Genomic DNA, 15,915 nt, shown 5'->3' with positions numbered 1-15,915 from the left:
GGGCCTTCGCGCGGCTAACCTATGGGGATGGCGGACATCTTCGACGTGATCGCGGACGGCACACGGCGGGAGATCCTGCAGATTCTGCTCTCTCGTTCTTCTTCGGAGGACGGTGGCACGAGCGTGTCGCAGATCGTCCACGAGCTCGGCGTGAGTCAGCCGACCGTGTCCAAGCATCTGAAGGTGCTGCGCGAAGCGGACCTCGTGACGGTTCGCGAGGAGGGCCAGCACCGCTACTACAGCCTGCAGAGCACCCCCCTCGAGACGGTCGACGACTGGCTCGTGCCTTTCTTCATCGACGAGGCGGACGGCGAGACGATCATCCGGATCGGCTCGACCGCGTTGCCCGAGCCCGCCGCACATGCGGCCGAGTTCGTGGGTCGCGCCGCTGCGTCTGCCAAGCACGCCGTGACGTCCGCGTTCCGCCGCCGCACCTGACACACGCGTGGCGCACGCAGCACGGTGCCCACCCGTCCCACGAGTCACACGGGTTTACACGCGCCTCTCGCACCCCTAGAGTGTGCTGAGCGTTCGCGTTTGGGGAGAGAGTGGGGCGGTCACATGGCCGAATTGCCGGACATGCGGTTCTTGACCGTTGCCGAGGTTGCCGAGATCATGCGCGTCTCGAAGATGACGGTCTATCGTCTCGTTCACGCGGGTGAGCTTCCCGCCGTCCGCTTCGGCCGCTCGTATCGGGTTCCCGAGCAGGCCGTGACGGAGGCCCTCAGCCGTCCGCTCGAATTCGGCCGGCCCATCGCCGACGCCGGCTGACTGGTAGGCTGTTTCGAAGGCTCTGTTCGCAGAGCCTGTTTCCCGGGCCCTCCGCACGCATCGCGGACGGCGCCCACCCCTGACATAGTGAGGTCCTTCCGTGGGTTCTGTCATCAAGAAGCGCCGCAAGCGCATGGCGAAGAAGAAGCACCGCAAGCTGCTTCGTAAGACTCGCCACCAGCGCCGCAACAAGAAGTAAGCGGCTCGGGAACTCCGGTTCCCACACGCCGAGCGCCTGTCCCCTGGACGGGCGCTTCGTGTTTGTGCTCGGCAGCAGTCATCCGTTCATCTCGAGGCGAGGGGCCCCGTTCATGAAGTCGATAACCGTTCAGCAGCTGCACGAGCGGGGCGATGTCCCGCTGATCGACGTGCGCGAGGAAGACGAGTTCGCCGGCGGGCACGTTCCCGGTGCCGTGAACCTTCCCATGTCGAAGCTCGGTGATCTGCTCGACCAGCTACCGGCAGAGCCGTTCGACGTCATCTGCCAGGCCGGCGGCCGTTCGGCACGCGTCGTCGAGGCGCTCGAGGCGCGCGGTTACGAGGCGACGAACGTCGAAGGCGGCACCGGCGAATGGATCGCGGCGGGGTACCCGACCGAGAAGTGATCGAGCAGTGGCCGAGGGTTGAGCGAGACCTGATCAAAAGCTGATCCGACGCTATCCACAGCGGTGCCGAGGCGCGGGAATCCGTGCTTAGGATGATTTCGTGCCCACAATCACCGTGATCGGCAAACCCGACTGCCACCTCTGCGATGTCGCAGAAGGGGTCGTGGAGCGCGTTCTCGCCGATCTTCCCGAGCGTGTCGCATCCCGCATCGAGGTGATCGAGACATCCATTTCGGACGATCCCGATCTGTATGCGAAGTGGTGGGAGAAGATCCCCGTGGTGCTCATCGACGGAGAGTTGCACGCGCACTGGCGAGTCGCGCCGGATCGCCTGCGCGAAGCTCTGCTGGACGCCGACGACAAAAGAGTCGCCGGCGCCCGTGCGAATGCCGAGGAAGTAGCCCTCTAGCGCTCTAAGCGCTCTAGCCCTCGAGCGCTCAGTCGGCCACCGGCCGCACCACGACAGACTCGGGTGCGACCGTCAGGCGCACGGCGTCGTCGTACGACAGACGGTCGGCTGCCGAGTGCTGGACACGGACGAGCTCACCGTCGGACGTCCGCACCAGGGTGCGACGGAAACTCCCGAGGAACGTGCTCTCCTGCACGTTGCCGTACGCGCCCGCGTCGCCAGAGACCGCGAGTCGTACGTTCTCGGGCCGCAGGAACACGTCGACAGCGCCGTTTGCGACGGATCCCTGCACGGGTAGACGCTGGCCCCACACTTCTACGAGATCGCCGGTCACGGTTCCGCGTACGGTGCTCGAGAGCCCGACGAAGGCCGCGACGTAGGGGGTGGTGGGGCGCAGGTAGAGGTCTTCGGGTGTGCCGACCTGTTCGATCCGTCCGGCGTTCATGACCGCGATCCGGTCCGAAACCGCGAGGGCCTCTTCCTGGTCGTGCGTGACGAATACGGTCGTCGTGCCGAGACGCAGCTGGATGCGACGGATCTCGTCTCGCAGCTGCACGCGAACCTTCGCGTCGAGCGCCGACAGGGGTTCGTCGAGGAGCAGCACGCGGGGCTCGGTGACGAGGGCCCGGGCTAGCGCCACGCGCTGCTGCTGACCGCCCGAGAGCTGGTGCGTGTAACGATCGCCGAGGTGCCCGAGCCCGACGAGGTCGAGGGCATCCATCGCGCGCGCCTCTGCTGCGGTGCGGGCGACGCCGCGGCGACGAAGACCGAAGGCGACGTTCTCGCGAATACGCAGGTGCGGAAACAGCGAGTACGCCTGGAACACCATGCCGATATCGCGCTTGTTGGTCGGGATGCCCGAGACATCCTGTCCGCCCAGCAGAACGGACCCGTCGTTCGCGTGCTCGAGACCCGCGAGAACACGGAGCGCCGTCGTCTTGCCGCAGCCCGATGGGCCGAGCAGCGACACGAACTCGCCCGGCGCGATGTCGAGGTCGACACCGTGCAGCACGCGGGTCGATCCGTAGTCCTTCACGACGCCGCGGAACTCGACGCGGGTACCCTCACCGGCGTCGGCGAGCAGTTGGTTGTCGGATGTGCGGGGCAGGGAACGGGGGGCGGTGTCGGTCACGATGAGGTCCTTCCCGTGCGGGCTCTGCCCGCGCGGCCGATGAGGAGCAAGAGGAGGAAGGCGAACAGCAGCGCCAGGAGGGTGAAGATCGAGGCAGCGTACGCATCGATCTTGTTGACGACGAGGAGCGCGGTCTGCAGCACCTGTCGGTTCAGCAGCGAGGCGATGGTGAATTCGCCGAGTACAACGGCGACCGAGATGAGGGATGCGGCGAGCAGCCCCTGACGCAGGTTCGGCGCGAGCACGCGCAGCACGATCGTCGGCCACGAGGCGCCGAGCGTGCGCGCCGCCTCGGCGAGCGTTTTCATGTCGACGGCGTCGATCGAGGCCTGGATCGAGCGGTACGCGAACGGCAGCACGGTGATGCCGTAGGCGAAGGCGAGGGTCCAGGCGCCGGTGCCGAGGGTGCGCCCGATCTGCAAGTAGATCGGGGTCAAACCCACGACGAGAACGATCGCGGGGATCGAGATGGGCAGCAGCACCCCGAATTCGAACGCGGAACGCAGGCGCGGGTAGCGCAACGACACCAGGATCATCGTCGGGGCCAGCAAGAACAGGACGATGAGCACCGTGACGACCGCGAGGATCAGCGAGTTGCCGAGGCCCGTCCAGATCGGCGCGTACATGCGGGCATTCGCGGGGTCGAACAGCGCGAGCCAGTTCGTCAGTGACAGGCCGCCCGTCGCGTTGTCGCGGAGCGTGTACAGGAACGTCGACACGAGGGGGATCGCGAACGTCACGCCGACGACGATCCCGATGATCCAGCGCGTCACGCGCGAGGGGGCGATCCCGTTCATGGTGCCGCTCATGACTGCCACCGCGCCGCCCGCGATTGAACCACGGAGTAGGCCCACATCACGATGCTGACGATCACGATCATGCCGAGCGCGAGCGCACCGGCGAGGTTCTCGCGACCGAGCACGGTCTCGCTCGTGAGCGCCGTACGGATTCCGAGGGGCACGATCTGTGAGCCCTGGCTGGCCAGGGCTGCGGCCGTGGCGTAAGACGAGAAGGCATTGGCGAAGAGCAGCAGCAGACTCGCGAGGAACGACGGGGCGAGCACGGGGATGCCGATCGTCGTCCAGAAGCTCACGCGCGTGCCGCCAAGGGTGAGGTTCGCCTCGGCCCATTGCGGCTTGAGCGCCGCGAGGGCCGGCATGAAGGTGATGACCATGAGCGGCACCTGGAAGTAGACGTAGGGGAGGATGAGGCCGGGGAGCGCGTACAGCCATCCACCGTCGGCGAGATTGATGCCCGTCGTGCCGAGCACGAACTGGGTGATGACGCCCTGCGTGCCGATCGTGGCGATGAAGGCGAACGCCAGCATGACACCACCGAACTGCGCGAGGACGCCGGATGCGGCATCCACCGTCGTGCGGACGCGACTCGTGTCTTGCAGGCCCAGCAGGGCATAGCAAACGAGCGCACCCAGCACGGCGCCGATGACGGCGGTGAGAGCCGACAGCCAGGTCGAGTTCCAGAACGTCTGCAGGATGACGGGGTCGGCGAGTGCGGCGAGGTTGCCGACCGTGAAAGCGCCGTCGGAATCGAACAGGCCCGAACCGATGGCGAGCACCGTGGGCAGTGCCAGAAAGATCAGGACGTAGACCGCGAACGGCGTCAGACCGAGCCAGGCCCACCGGCCCGGGGCGCCCCGCCGCCGGGCCGGAGCAACAGGCTCCGACCCGACGGCGGACTCCGCGTGCCCCGCGACCGGGGCGAGCGTGGATTCGAGTGAGGTCACTGGACCGCAGCTGCCCACTTCTCGCCGAGCAGGGTGCCGGCGGTCGCGCTCTGCTCTTCGGTCGGGACGACCGTGTCGGCCGGGGCCTCCGGCAGGGCGTCGGCGAGATCCTGGTCGATCGTGCCGGCCTCGATCATGGCCTCCATGCGCACCGGGCGAGCGCCACCCTTCAGCCACAGGTTCTGCACCTCGTCGCTGTAGAGGAATTCCTGCCACAGGCGAGCCGCGGCGGGGTTCGGGGCATCGATGTTGATGGCCTGGTTGTAGTAGCCGGCGTAGCCCATTCCGGGGAAGATCACGACCTCCCAGGCCGGGTTGTCGGCCTTGTGGCTGGCGTTGAGGTAGTCCCAGTCGAAGACGACCGGGGTCTCGCCGTTCGCGATCGTGGCGGTGGTGACATCCAGCTTCAGCATGTTGCCGGCGGCGTTGAGCTCGGAGAAGAAGTCGATGCCCGGCTGGAAGTCATCCAGCGAGCCGTCGTTCTGTACCGTCGCGAGTCCCACGGCGGCGAAGGCCGCGCCCGCCTGCGTCGGGTCGCCGTTGATGGCGACCGAACCCTTGTAGGCCGGGTCGAGCAGGTCGCTGATCTGCTCCGGCGCGTCGAACTTCGACGAGTCGTAGCCGACCGACATGTACCCGCCGTAGTCGCCGACGAACAGCCCTGTCGACTCCTTGAGGGCGTCGGGAATGTCGTCCCAGGTCTCGACCTTGTAGGGCGCGAACTGGTCGGTGTTCTGCAGGGCGACGGTCAGGCCCAGGTCGAACACGTCGGGGGCGGTGTCGAGGCCCGCGTTCGTCTCGGCGGCCGTGATCTCTTCAGCGCTCGAGAAATCCGGCGACTGTTCGTTGATCGTGATCTCGGGGTACTTCTCGGCGAACAGGTCGAGGACCTCGCCGTAGTTCGCCCAGTCGCGGGGAAGGGCGATGACGTTGAGCTGGCCTTCGGCGATGGCAGCTGCCTCGAGCTCTTCCATCGTGCCGAAGTCAGCCAGGCTGGTCGCCGTGGCCGCGTCGACGTCGCTGGCGGACTCGGTGTCAGATCCGGCGCCGCTGGCGCAGGACGACAGCAGCAGGGCGGCGCTGAGGGCCGCGGTTCCCGCGATCAGCACGCGGCGCATACGCCGCAGTGAGATTGATGACATGCGTGTGTGTTCCTCTCGGTGTTCCCGGGCGCTCGGGTAGGGCGCCGAATCGGGGTGACGGAGGAACCCTAGGGATCGCCGGTAGCCGCGAGAGCGGTCTCAGGTGAACGGGAGGTGAGGGGTGGGTGACGCGCTCTCCCGCCGGGCGTGGCGTGCTGGCGGGCGCCCCTCTCGCGCGAGTGCGCTGGTTGGTCGCGAGTGCGCCGGTTGATCGCGAGCGCGCCAGTTAGTGCCCGCGCACAACGGGCGCGCTCGGCAAGAGCCGGCGCACTCGGCGGGGCGGGCGCGGCGCAGCGTGCGGGGAGTGCGTGGCTACGGCGCGAGGCGCGTCGGGCCGCGGAACAGGTACGTGACCTCGCGGATCGACGACTCGCCGAGCAGCAGCATCAACACGCGCGCGAGACCCATGCCGAACCCGCCGTGCGGCGGGGCGCCGAAGCGGAAGAAGTCGAGGTAGAAGTCGAGGTGCTCGGGGTCGAGCCCCTTCTCCTTCGCCTGCTCGATCAGGATGTCGACGCGGTGCTCGCGCTGGGCGCCGGTCGTGATCTCGACGCCGTTGAAGAGCAGATCGTACGACTTCGTCAGCCCGGTCTCTTCGTCGCGCATGTGGTAGAAAGCGCGGATCTGCGGGTGGTAGTCGGTAACGAAAACGAACTGGTGCCCGAAGGTGTCCTGGGCCCACGCGGCGATCTGGCGCTCGCCCTCGGGGTCAAGGTCGCCATCCGTTCGCGGGACTTCGTAGCCGCGGCTCTTGACGATCTCGAGCGCCTCGGCGAGCGGAACGCGCGGGAAGGGGATGGCCGGAACCTGAACCTCCACGCCGAAGAGCTCTTCGATCTCGGCTCCGTGCTTGTCTTTCACGGCCTGGAAGGCGAACTGCAGCAGCTCCTCCTGCATCCGTGCGACGTCTTCGTGCGAGTCGATCCAGCTGATCTCGGCGTCGATCGAGGTGAATTCCGTTGCGTGACGGCTCGTGAAGCTCGGGTCCGCGCGGAACGCGGGGGCGATCTCGAAGATCTTGCCGAAGCCGGCGGACTGCGCCATCTGCTTGAAGAACTGCGGGCTCTGCGCGAGGTAAGCCGTCTTGTCTTCGAAGTAGTCGAGCGAGAAGAGTTCGGCGTTCGACTCGGACGGGCTGGCCATGAGTTTGGGAGAGTGGATCTCGATGTAGTCGCGCTCGATCCAGTACGTGCGCATCGCGTGCTCGAGGGTCGTCTGCACGCGGAAGATGAGGTTGTTGCGGCGCTGGCGCAGGTCGAGGAAGCGCCAGTCCATGCGCTTGTCCACGCTCGAGTCGGCCGCGATCGGGGTCTCGGGGTTCGCCGCCGCCGCGATGTCGAGGGTCGCGAGCTTGATCTCGACGCCGCCGAGCTTGACGCGCTCGTCGTGCTTGAGTTCGCCGGTGACGGTCAGGAACGTGCCGGTCGCGAGTCCCGAAATCGTCTCGGTGAGGGCGAGGGCCGCGGCATCCTGTTCGGATCCGTCCTCGGCGGGACGCGTTGCCGGGTTGACCAGCTGCACGGCACCCGTCTCATCGCGCAGGATGACGAACTGCACCTTCTTCTGATCGCGCACCGTCTCGACCCATCCCGACACCGAAACGGCGCCGTCGGGCAGGGACTGAAGCTGGTTGACCAGTACGCGTTGACTCACGAGGGTTCAGTCTACGGGGGCTCTCTTCATGTCTGCCGGACGACCCGGTCGCGTAGGCGGGTGGGGGAGCGGGTGACGGGGCGCCACAGCATCCGGGCGTCGATCCAGGAGGGTGCGCGGACTTCGGGCACGCCTCGGTTCATGCGGATCGACCAGCCGTTTCGGTCGATGAATCTGTGGTGGTACCAACAGAGGAGTGCGCCGTTGTCGGTGTGCGTCGCGCCGCCCTCGGCATGGCCCGTGACGTGGTGGATTTCGCACCACCCGGCCGGGACACCGCATCCGGGAATGATGCATCCTCCGTCACGAAGGGCGATCGCGCGGCGCTGGTAGCGGTTGAACACGCGCTCTTCCGTGCCGAGGCGCAGGATGCGGCCGTTGCCGCCCATGGCGACGCGCTGAACGACACCCGCGCAGCCGATGTGCCGGGCGGTGGTGAGCGACAGAGGCTCTTCGGTGCCCTCGGTGTGCGCCCAGCCATGACCCGACGTGAGGTCTTCTTCGCGCACCGAGACCACGAGGGTCGGGGCGCCGCCGCCGATTGTCGGCAGCTCGCCGCTGGCGGCCGCGGCCGCGAGCGCGCCCGCGAAGGCGTCGTGCTGCTTCTGTGGGCGGCGGCGGTCATCGAGGGGCGCGGGAACATCCGACGCATCCGCTTCGACGAATCGCACGCCATCGCGCGTGACCTTCGGCGAGAGGGATGCGTCGAAGATGCGCTGCAGCCGCGCCGCGACCTCGGGCAACAGTCGACCTTGAATAGGCACGAGCCCATCGCGCGCGGGGCCGAGAGTGACCGCGCGCTTGAGCAACGCCTGGTGTTCGCGGGGTTCGGCGCCGTCTTGATCGAGCACGACCGCCCACACCCGCGCCTGCACCTTGAGCAGATCCGCGCAGAGCGGCGGTGCACCGTCGGGTCCCTCGCCGCGCGCTTCGGCGGCGAGCACCTGGTCGGCAATCAACAGCGCCTCACGCGAGACCCCGGACACCAAAGACGAGAGCGGCTCGGCCACCGCGAGAACACCGTCGAGCCCGACCTCACCGTCGAGCAGCGCCGCGCGCATCGCGGGAAGAGCGGCGGGTTCGAGTTCACCCGAGAAGACCGAGCGTCCCTGCCGCGTGGCCCGTGCCGCGCGCTCGAAGCGACCGGCGGTCTGGGGGCCGAGGCGCGTCGCGCGCTGAACGAGTTCGCTCACGTTGCGGCATCCGAGTCGCGACGTCAGCCGCTCCTCCCGCACCACCGACTCGGACCGCGCCGCGACCTCCGAAACGGCCTCGATCGCCAGCCCATCGACCCGGCGTCCGAGCCGGCCCAACAACTCCAGCGCGACGGCCTGATCGGCATCGGATGCCGCGGCCACCAGCCCCTCGCGGTGCACCGCATCGACGACCTCGCCGACGTGCGCGACCAGTTCGCGCAGGGTGTCGACGAGGCTTTCCATACCTCTATTCTGCCGAGGGCCACCGACATTGAGCGGGGGTTTTCGCCCGGTCAGAAATGAAATACTTCTCATCTTCGAGTGGGGCTGTGGAGGGCGCGTTTCGACTCGCTTCGCTCGCTCAACGAGCGGTCGTCCCAGGAACGCGACACGCCCCACCCGTACCCTTGATATATGACGCTGACCTCGACGATCTCGCGCCGCCGGGCCACCCTCCGCTCCCTCATCAATATGGTTCGTGGTGGCCTGATCGGGATCGCCGAGCTGCTGCCCGGCATCTCGGGCGGCACGGTCGCGCTGATCACGGGCGTCTACGAGCGCCTCATCGACTCGGCGGCCCACCTGACGTCGGCGGTCAGGGTCGTCATCACGGGTCCCGACCGCAAACGGTCGTTCACCGCCAAGATCCGCGGCGTCGAGTGGTCTCTGATCCTTCCCCTCCTGATCGGGATGATCGCCATGGTCGTGCTCTTGGCGGGCACGATCGAATCCCTGGTCTCAACGCACGCCGAGGCATCCCGCGGACTCTTCTTCGGTCTCGTCGCGGCGAGCATCGTCGTGCCTCTCACACTGATCCCGAAGCGCAGTCGATCGATCGTGTCTCGTCTGCTCGGTTTGCTTGCGTTCGCCGCGGCGGCCGTGACGGCATACCTGCTCGTCGATCTGGCCAGCGGCACGATCACCGTCGACCCGCCGCTGTGGGTCGTGTTCATCGCCGCGGCGATCGCGGTGTGTGCGCTCGTCGTGCCGGGCATTTCGGGCTCGTTCTTCCTCCTGGCCATCGGTCTGTACTCGCCGACGCTCATCGCCGTGGATGAACGTGATTTCGCCTACCTCGGCGTCTTCGCCGCTGGTGCGCTCCTCGGTTTGGTGACGATCGTCCGCGTCATGAAGTGGCTGCTCGACCACGTTCGGCGCTTCACGTTGCTGGCTATGGCGGGGCTCATGCTCGGGTCCCTCCGAGCGCTCTGGCCGTGGCAGGAACTGGCTCCCGGCCAGACCAGCGGCGTCGGTGTGCCGATAGCCCCGACCGAGCCCGTGTTCGCGCCCGTTGCACTCGCGGTGCTGGGCGCGGCGCTCGTGATCGGTTTGGTCGTCGTAGAACGTCGGCTGGGCGGGCTCGCGAATCAGAGCGCGGGCAACACGACCGCGGAGGCGTCCTCTCATCAGGTCCGCACAGAGACCGTGCAGAAGCGCCCCACGTAGACTGAAGGGGTGCCCGCCGACCGCCTCCACCTCGTGCGGCATGGCGAGGTGCACAACCCGATGCGCGTGCTCTATGGCCGCCTTCCCGGGTTCGGACTGAGTGCCGACGGCCGCCGGATGGCCGCCGATGCGGCTCGCTACGTCAAGGATCTCGACCGGCCCCTGGCGTCGCTCATATGCTCCCCGCTGCAACGCGCTCGCGAATCGTCGATTCCGTTCTCGGAGATCTTCGGCTTCGAACCGCTCGTTGACGAGCGTGTGATCGAGCCCACCAACGTCTTCGAGGGGCGCCGCATGAAGCGGGCGCTCATAAACCCCGCCAACTGGCGGTATTTGCGTCGACCCGAGATCCCGAGTTGGGGTGAGCCGTACGTGAGCGTTGTCGAGCGGATGCGCGCGGCGATGGACGGGGCGTGGAACGCCGGCGACGGTGGTGACGTCGCGATCGTGTCGCACCAGCTGCCGATCTGGGTCACGCACCTGTCGGTTGCGGGATTGCCGTTGCGCCACGATCCGCGGCGGCGGCGCTGCGCGCTCTCGAGCGTGACGAGCTTCGAGCGCCACGGCGATGTCTGGCGCGAGGTGGACTATGCGGAGCCCGCGAACACCGCGGGTGCCGTGGATGTGGGCGCGGTTTGAACGTGCGACGGATGCTGGGCGGCGTTGCCGCTCTGGCGCTCGCGGTGACGCTGGCGGCATGCACGGGTGGCGGACGCTCCGGCACCGGATGAGGGGGCGGACGTGCGGGATGCCATCGATCGACTGCCGGCCGATCAGGCCGAGGTCGTGCGGTTGGTGCACCGGGACGGATTCAGCCTCGCCGAGGTTGCGCAGATGCTCGACGAGCCGCCGACGACCACGCGCAGTAGGTACGCGCGCGCCAAGGAGTCCCTGCGCTTTGCGCTCGAGTCGCAGCCTATTGTGCTCGACCATCCCTGATCGTCGAGCACGTCGTCGTTTCGTCTCGCTGTGCTCGCGGGGCGACCGCGGTGTCAGGCCGTCGCCAGCACGGCCCGCGCTGATGTCGAACGCTTCTGCGCCACGACGATCATCGTCACGATCAGCGACAGGGCACCCCAGGCGATCAGCCCGACGGCCCCCGCGGTGACGCCACCGGCCGCCGTGAGCGAACCCACCATCGCGTGGTAGGCCGGGGCGGTCGGCAAGAGCCCCGCAATCGCCGTCAGCGGTCCGGGCACCGTCGAGACGATGCCCGTCGCGAGCGCGAGCACGCCGACGAGTGTCGACACCCAGCGGCCCACGCCACCGAGCACAGCGACGAGAGCCTGGTTGACGGCCGCAAAGGAGATACCGGCGACCACGCACACGGCGGCGAACGCCCACCACTGGCCCCAGTCGTACGAGGCGGCGAACTGCGCGACGACCGCGACGAGCAGACCCTGGGCGGCGCCGAGGAGCGCCGCGGGCAGGAATGTGCGCAGCGTCAGCAGCACCGACGACTGGCGAGAGGCGAGGGCGCGTCCGGTCGCGGCGCGGAGGGCCACGAAGGTCGCCAATCCGCCGAACCACAGCACAACCATCGACAGGAGGGGGATCGCGGATGCCCCGAACAGGGACGACCCGATCCCGTCGGTGCCGACGGGATCGCTCAGCACCTCGGCGAGGCTCGTCGCCTCGCTGTCGCTGAAGGCCGGCAGGGCCTCGACGGCCTGATCCAGGCCGTCGGCGAGTGATGTCGCGCCTCCCGCGAGCTCGCCGACACCGTCGACGAGGGTCTGCGCGCCCGTGCCGAGCTGATCGGCACCCGTTGCGAGTTGCGCGAGACCGTTCTGCAGGCCGCGCGCACCGTTCGCGCTCGCGGTCGTGCCATCGGCGAGCTGCGTCAGGCCCGAGGAGAGGGATGCTGCACCCGCCGCGCTCTGGCGGAGCCCGCCCACGACGGGCGATGCCGGTCCCGTGATCTGCGTCACACCGGCAGCGGTTCCCGAGGCTGCGGGCACGAGTCGGTCGACGTAGGCATCCGTCGTTTTCGAGCTGACGAGGGCCTCTTGCAACGATGTGCAGAATGTTCCTGGGGCCCCGGAGGTGCCGCAGTCAGCGACGAGCTGTGTGAGTGCCGCCGTCGTGCCGGCGCTTTGTCCGTCGATCGCGGCAGCCAGCTGCGATGAGCCGTTCGCACCCTCGATCAGCTGCGTTCCCGCGAGCTGGTCCGTGATCTGCGTGATCCCCGCCCCGAGCCCTGACGCCCCAGATGCCGAGCTGCGGATACCGCCCGCGATCGTGTCGAGCCCGCCGGCGAGCTCGCCTGCACCCGAAGACGCCGACCTCGCGCCCGATGCGAGCTGCGCGGCGCCGTCCGGCAGCGCGGCACCGCCCGCGGCGGCCTGGCCCGCGCCATCCGCGAGTTGACCGGCGCCGGTCGCGGCCTCACCGATCTGGTCCGAGAGGGTCGTGAAGCTCAGGAAGACGTTCTCGAGCGTGAGGGTCGAGATCTGCTGACCCGTGATGGTTGCCGCCGTCTGTGTGACCTGCGCGGTGATCAGATCGTCGACGAGGAGCGAGTCGGAGGACGTCTCGACATCGATGACCGCGCGTTCGGGAGTCACCCCGGCCGGGTCGGCGAGCGCCTGACCCGATGAGGTCGCCGCGGCCGAGAACTCGGACGGAATGGTCACGACGGCGTCGTACGTGCCGTCCGCGAGCCCGTCCGCTGCGTCTTCGTCGTTCGAGAGCACCCAGGTGAGGTTGGAGTCGAGGTCATCCGAGCCATCCACCAATCCCGCCGAGAGCTGGCGCCCGAGCGGAGTCAACTGATCGTTGACCGTGACGGGCTCGTCGTCGTTCACGATCGCGGCCGTGATGCGGTCGAGCCGCTCGGTCGGGTTGTAGAGCGCCGTGACCAGGATTCCGCCGAGCACGGCGGGCAGCAGAAGCACACCGATCACGGTGAGCCAGGTGACGGGGCGGCGCGAACGTGCGCGTTCGATGGGGAGAGTCATGCGGTCACCTCGGGGTGGGTCAAAGCCTCGGAGTAGGTCAACGTCAGTCCGGCTACGTCGGGTCGTCGCGCCTCGGCTAGCAGGGCAAGGGCGATCGGCTCGCGACGGGCCGACACCACCAGGGCCAGGCCGCCGTCCTTGGCGCGGTCGGCGGCATCCCGCAGAAGAGCGGATGCCTGATCCCGATCGCTATCACTGGTGATCGCATCGATACCGTCGATCACAACGAGGCGGGGCGTGCCAGCCAGGGCACGGCGCAGTTCGTCGACGGGGTCATCCGCGTCGGAGAGCAGGGCCACGCCCACGCGGCCGCGCACCCAGGCCGCGCGGCCGGGCAGCAGGTGCCCGCTGACCTTCAGCAGCCCGTCGGTGGGGGCGAGGCGGCCCGCGATCGTGAGCAGAAGGCTTCGGGTGGCGATCGTGTCGGGTGAGCTGATCACGAGGGTCTTGCCGGGTTCGAGTCGCATCGACACGTCGGAGAACAGCACCCGCTCGTCTTCGACCACGCCGAGGCCCTCGGCCACCACCACGGCGGTCGTCTCGGGCTCGGGCCAGTCGGTGTACTCGATCTCGCGGCGCACCGCGTCGCCCTCGATGTCGATGTGGGGCAGGATTCGGTCGAGCCACCGGGGGATCCACCAGGCCTTCTCGGCGAGGAGCGCCATGACGGCCGGGATGAGGGTCATGCGCACCAGGAACGCGTCGATCGCGATGCCCGAGGCGAGCCCCAGCGCGATGGGCTTGAGGGAGGAATCGCCCTCGGGGACGAACGCGGCGAACACCGCGAACATGATCAGGCCAGCCGCGACCACGACCCGCGCCGACGCGGTGAAACCGGAGCGAACGGCGCCGATCGCCGTGAGCTTGTCGCCACGCCCGCGACGCTCGCGCGACGCGTGCACGAAGTCTTCGCGCATGCGAGTGACGAGGAAGACCTGGTAGTCCATCGCCAAGCCGAAGAGCACGCCCATCAGCACGATGGGCATGAAGCTGATGATCGGTCCCGTGCGGTTGACGTGCAACAACTCGGCGAACCACCCCCACTCGAACACCGCGGCCACAATGCCGAACGCCGCCCCGACCGACAGCAGATAGCCGAGTGCAGCCGTCAGCGGCACGGCGATCGAGCGGAAGACGATCATCAACAGGACGAACGACAGGCCGACGACGAACAGCGCAAACGGCAGGAGCGCGGCGCCCAAACGGTCCGAGATATCGATGGCGATGGCCGTGAAGCCGGTCACCTTCAGATCGACGCCGTACTCGTCGAGCAGCCTGTCGTGCTCGGCGCGCAGGTCACGCACCAGTTGCGAGGTGGCCGGATCATCCGGGGCCGTCTCAGGAATGATCTGGATGATGCCCGTATCGGCTGTTTCGTTCGGAGTCGCCAGCGCGATCGTGTCAACGCCCGGGATCTGCGCGATCTCGTCGCCGAGGTCCTCCATCAGCCCGAGGGGGTCCGTGGAGGTCACGATCGTGCCCGTCATGATGAGGGGGCCATTGAACCCCGGCCCGAACTCCTCCGCGATCAGGTCGTAGCTCTTGCGCGCCTGCGATGACTCGGGCAGCATCCCCGCGTTGGGCAGGGCCAGCGCGAGCTGGGTCGCCGGAATCGCCATGATCCCGAGACCCACGACGACCGCGACGGTCGTGACGATCGGACGCTTGGTCACTCCGTTCACCCAGCGCTCGGCGAAGCCCGTGCGCTTGCGGACAGGCTTCTCCTCGCGAACGGCGCGGGGCTTGGGCATCCGTCCGCGGACGCGGTGCCCCATGAATCCGAGCAGCGCCGGGGTGAGGGTGAGCGCCACGAGAACGGCGATCGCGACCGAGAGGGCCGCCGCGATGCCCATGGTCGTGAGGAAGGGGATGTTGGCGATCGAGAGCCCGATCAGGGCGATGATCACCGTGATGCCGGCGAAGACGACCGCAGATCCGGCGGTTCCCGTCGCCTGCGCCACGGAGCCTTCGGGGTCGATTCCCGACCGCACCTGGTCTTGATGTCGAGCGACGATGAAGAGCGCGTAGTCGATGCCGACCGCCAGACCGAGCATCAGGGCCAACAGGGGGGTGGTCGACGAGATCGTCGTGAAGACCGTCGCGAACAGGATCAGCGTCATCGACAGCCCGACGCCGATCAGTGCGGTGACCAGGGGCAGCCCGGCGACGAGGAACGAACGGAAGGTGACGAAGAGGACGAGCAGGGCGATCAGGATGCCGACGGCCTCGGTGATCGTCACGCCCGGGACGGAGGTTGAGAACAGGTCGCCGCCGAGCTCCGCCTCGGAGCCGACGGGCAGCTCCGCGCGCAGGTCGTCGACGATGCTGGTGAGTTCGTCGCGGGTCTCGGCCGAGACATCCGTCGCCTGCCCATCGAACTGCAGGCGCACGATCGCGGCGGATGCGTCGTCGGTGACGAGTCCCGACACCATCTCGTCGAACGGGTCGGTGACGGCGAGAACACCGTCGATGCCTTCGATCGTGCTGATGCTTGCCGCGATGTCGTCGACGTACGGCGCCTCATCGACGCGGTCGCCCTCGGCGGCGACGACGATGAACTGCGCGCTCGTGCCGCTCGCCTGCGGGAACGTTCGGCTGAGTTGCTCGAGCCCCTCTTGGGCCTCGGTTCCGGGGATCGAGAACGAGTTATCGGTGCCCTGGCCGAGCAGCACGGCGCCCGCGCCGCCGAGCCCGAGCAGCAGAAGCCACGCGATCAGCACCCGCCATCCGTGACGGTACGACCAACGTCCCAGCGAGTAGAGCAGGGTGGACACAGGGCCTCCAGGGCGTTCGAATGGTCATATCGATACGCCGATGTATCCGATACATAGGTGTATCGTAAATCTTCCCAGGAGCG

Annotated in this window: 16 protein-coding genes; 8 read left to right on the top strand and 8 right to left on the bottom strand. The window is 68.0% G+C overall.

All coding sequences use genetic code 11. The features are described from left to right. Positions 1-27: 27 nt before the first annotated feature. The 5 genes from ACXZ1E_RS06305 to ACXZ1E_RS06285 all read left to right on the top strand — a co-directional run bounded on the left by ACXZ1E_RS06305 (position 28) and on the right by ACXZ1E_RS06285 (position 1,785). Entirely contained in the window at positions 28-438 is a 411-nt protein-coding gene (locus ACXZ1E_RS06305; RefSeq protein WP_458042538.1) for an ArsR/SmtB family transcription factor, read from the top strand. A 123-nt stretch (positions 439-561) separates the two neighbouring features. Further along, entirely contained in the window at positions 562-771 is a 210-nt protein-coding gene (locus ACXZ1E_RS06300) for a helix-turn-helix domain-containing protein (protein ID WP_036297391.1), read from the top strand. A 100-nt stretch (positions 772-871) separates the two neighbouring features. After that, positions 872-970 (top strand): 30S ribosomal protein bS22, encoded by a 99-nt coding sequence (locus ACXZ1E_RS06295; protein ID WP_003792170.1) that lies wholly within the window; start codon positions 872-874, stop codon positions 968-970. A gap of 112 nt (positions 971-1,082) precedes the next feature. Further along, positions 1,083-1,376: a rhodanese-like domain-containing protein gene (locus tag ACXZ1E_RS06290; RefSeq protein ID WP_458042537.1), complete on the top strand. Its 294-nt coding sequence runs from the start codon at positions 1,083-1,085 to the stop codon at positions 1,374-1,376. A 100-nt stretch (positions 1,377-1,476) separates the two neighbouring features. Continuing rightward, on the top strand, positions 1,477-1,785 hold the full coding sequence (locus tag ACXZ1E_RS06285) for a glutaredoxin family protein (protein WP_458042536.1): 309 nt from the start codon (positions 1,477-1,479) through the stop codon (positions 1,783-1,785). 28 nt (positions 1,786-1,813) lie between these two features. On the opposite strand, the gene ACXZ1E_RS06280 is transcribed toward ACXZ1E_RS06285, so the two are convergent. From ACXZ1E_RS06280 to ACXZ1E_RS06255, 6 genes are all read right to left on the bottom strand, one after another. Further along, positions 1,814-2,917: an ABC transporter ATP-binding protein gene (locus ACXZ1E_RS06280; RefSeq protein WP_458352073.1), complete on the bottom strand. Its 1,104-nt coding sequence runs from the start codon at positions 2,915-2,917 to the stop codon at positions 1,814-1,816. After that, positions 2,914-3,726, bottom strand: a complete 813-nt coding sequence (locus tag ACXZ1E_RS06275) for an ABC transporter permease (protein ID WP_458352072.1) — start codon at positions 3,724-3,726, stop codon at positions 2,914-2,916. The genes ACXZ1E_RS06280 and ACXZ1E_RS06275 overlap by 4 nt, the downstream gene beginning before the upstream one ends. Further along, positions 3,723-4,661 carry an ABC transporter permease gene (locus ACXZ1E_RS06270; RefSeq protein WP_458042535.1) on the bottom strand — a complete coding sequence of 313 codons (939 nt, stop codon included), beginning with the start codon at positions 4,659-4,661 and terminating at the stop codon, positions 3,723-3,725. Before ACXZ1E_RS06270 ends, ACXZ1E_RS06275 begins: the two co-directional genes overlap by 4 nt. Further along, positions 4,658-5,803, bottom strand: coding sequence for an ABC transporter substrate-binding protein (locus ACXZ1E_RS06265; protein ID WP_458042534.1), 1,146 nt, complete (start codon positions 5,801-5,803; stop codon positions 4,658-4,660). Before ACXZ1E_RS06265 ends, ACXZ1E_RS06270 begins: the two co-directional genes overlap by 4 nt. Before the next feature lie 312 nt (positions 5,804-6,115). Beyond that, positions 6,116-7,456 (bottom strand): aspartate--tRNA(Asn) ligase, encoded by a 1,341-nt coding sequence (gene aspS, locus ACXZ1E_RS06260; RefSeq protein ID WP_458042533.1) that lies wholly within the window; start codon positions 7,454-7,456, stop codon positions 6,116-6,118. Positions 7,457-7,482: 26 nt separating this feature from the next. Next, positions 7,483-8,895 carry a DUF222 domain-containing protein gene (locus tag ACXZ1E_RS06255; protein ID WP_458042532.1) on the bottom strand — a complete coding sequence of 471 codons (1,413 nt, stop codon included), beginning with the start codon at positions 8,893-8,895 and terminating at the stop codon, positions 7,483-7,485. 171 nt (positions 8,896-9,066) lie between these two features. Here ACXZ1E_RS06255 and ACXZ1E_RS06250 point away from each other — a divergent pair, with 171 nt between their 5' ends. The 3 genes from ACXZ1E_RS06250 to ACXZ1E_RS06240 all read left to right on the top strand — a co-directional run bounded on the left by ACXZ1E_RS06250 (position 9,067) and on the right by ACXZ1E_RS06240 (position 11,037). Further along, complete coding sequence (locus tag ACXZ1E_RS06250) at positions 9,067-10,098, top strand: DUF368 domain-containing protein (protein ID WP_458042531.1); 1,032 nt, start codon at positions 9,067-9,069, stop codon at positions 10,096-10,098. 9 nt (positions 10,099-10,107) lie between these two features. Further along, positions 10,108-10,737 (top strand): histidine phosphatase family protein, encoded by a 630-nt coding sequence (locus ACXZ1E_RS06245; protein ID WP_458042530.1) that lies wholly within the window; start codon positions 10,108-10,110, stop codon positions 10,735-10,737. Positions 10,738-10,839: 102 nt separating this feature from the next. Beyond that, positions 10,840-11,037, top strand: a complete 198-nt coding sequence (locus ACXZ1E_RS06240; protein WP_458042529.1) for an RNA polymerase sigma factor — start codon at positions 10,840-10,842, stop codon at positions 11,035-11,037. 53 nt (positions 11,038-11,090) lie between these two features. On the opposite strand, the gene ACXZ1E_RS06235 is transcribed toward ACXZ1E_RS06240, so the two are convergent. Beyond that, positions 11,091-13,058, bottom strand: a complete 1,968-nt coding sequence (locus ACXZ1E_RS06235; RefSeq protein ID WP_458042528.1) for a YhgE/Pip domain-containing protein — start codon at positions 13,056-13,058, stop codon at positions 11,091-11,093. After that, a complete protein-coding gene (locus ACXZ1E_RS06230; RefSeq protein WP_458042527.1) occupies positions 13,055-15,832 on the bottom strand; it encodes an efflux RND transporter permease subunit in 2,778 nt (925 codons plus the stop codon). The genes ACXZ1E_RS06235 and ACXZ1E_RS06230 overlap by 4 nt, the downstream gene beginning before the upstream one ends. Between the last annotated feature and the right edge of the window lie 83 nt (positions 15,833-15,915).

Source organism: Pacificispira sp. HM-600, assembly GCF_977993705.1.
The sequence above is the reverse complement of the archived record's forward strand: the minus strand, read 5'-3'. Positions and strand labels throughout refer to the sequence as shown.

What these genes read in the sequence shown, in the direction of transcription:
- ACXZ1E_RS06305 (WP_458042538.1), top strand. Translation starts at nt 28, where the DNA reads ATGGCGGACATCTTCGACGTGATCGCGGACGGCACACGGCGGGAGATC.
- ACXZ1E_RS06300 (WP_036297391.1), top strand. Translation starts at nt 562, where the DNA reads ATGGCCGAATTGCCGGACATGCGGTTCTTGACCGTTGCCGAGGTTGCC.
- ACXZ1E_RS06290 (WP_458042537.1), top strand. Translation starts at nt 1,083, where the DNA reads ATGAAGTCGATAACCGTTCAGCAGCTGCACGAGCGGGGCGATGTCCCG.
- ACXZ1E_RS06275 (WP_458352072.1), bottom strand. Translation starts at nt 3,726, where the DNA reads ATGAGCGGCACCATGAACGGGATCGCCCCCTCGCGCGTGACGCGCTGG.
- ACXZ1E_RS06265 (WP_458042534.1), bottom strand. Translation starts at nt 5,803, where the DNA reads ATGTCATCAATCTCACTGCGGCGTATGCGCCGCGTGCTGATCGCGGGA.
- ACXZ1E_RS06255 (WP_458042532.1), bottom strand. Translation starts at nt 8,895, where the DNA reads ATGGAAAGCCTCGTCGACACCCTGCGCGAACTGGTCGCGCACGTCGGC.
- ACXZ1E_RS06250 (WP_458042531.1), top strand. Translation starts at nt 9,067, where the DNA reads ATGACGCTGACCTCGACGATCTCGCGCCGCCGGGCCACCCTCCGCTCC.
- ACXZ1E_RS06235 (WP_458042528.1), bottom strand. Translation starts at nt 13,058, where the DNA reads ATGACTCTCCCCATCGAACGCGCACGTTCGCGCCGCCCCGTCACCTGG.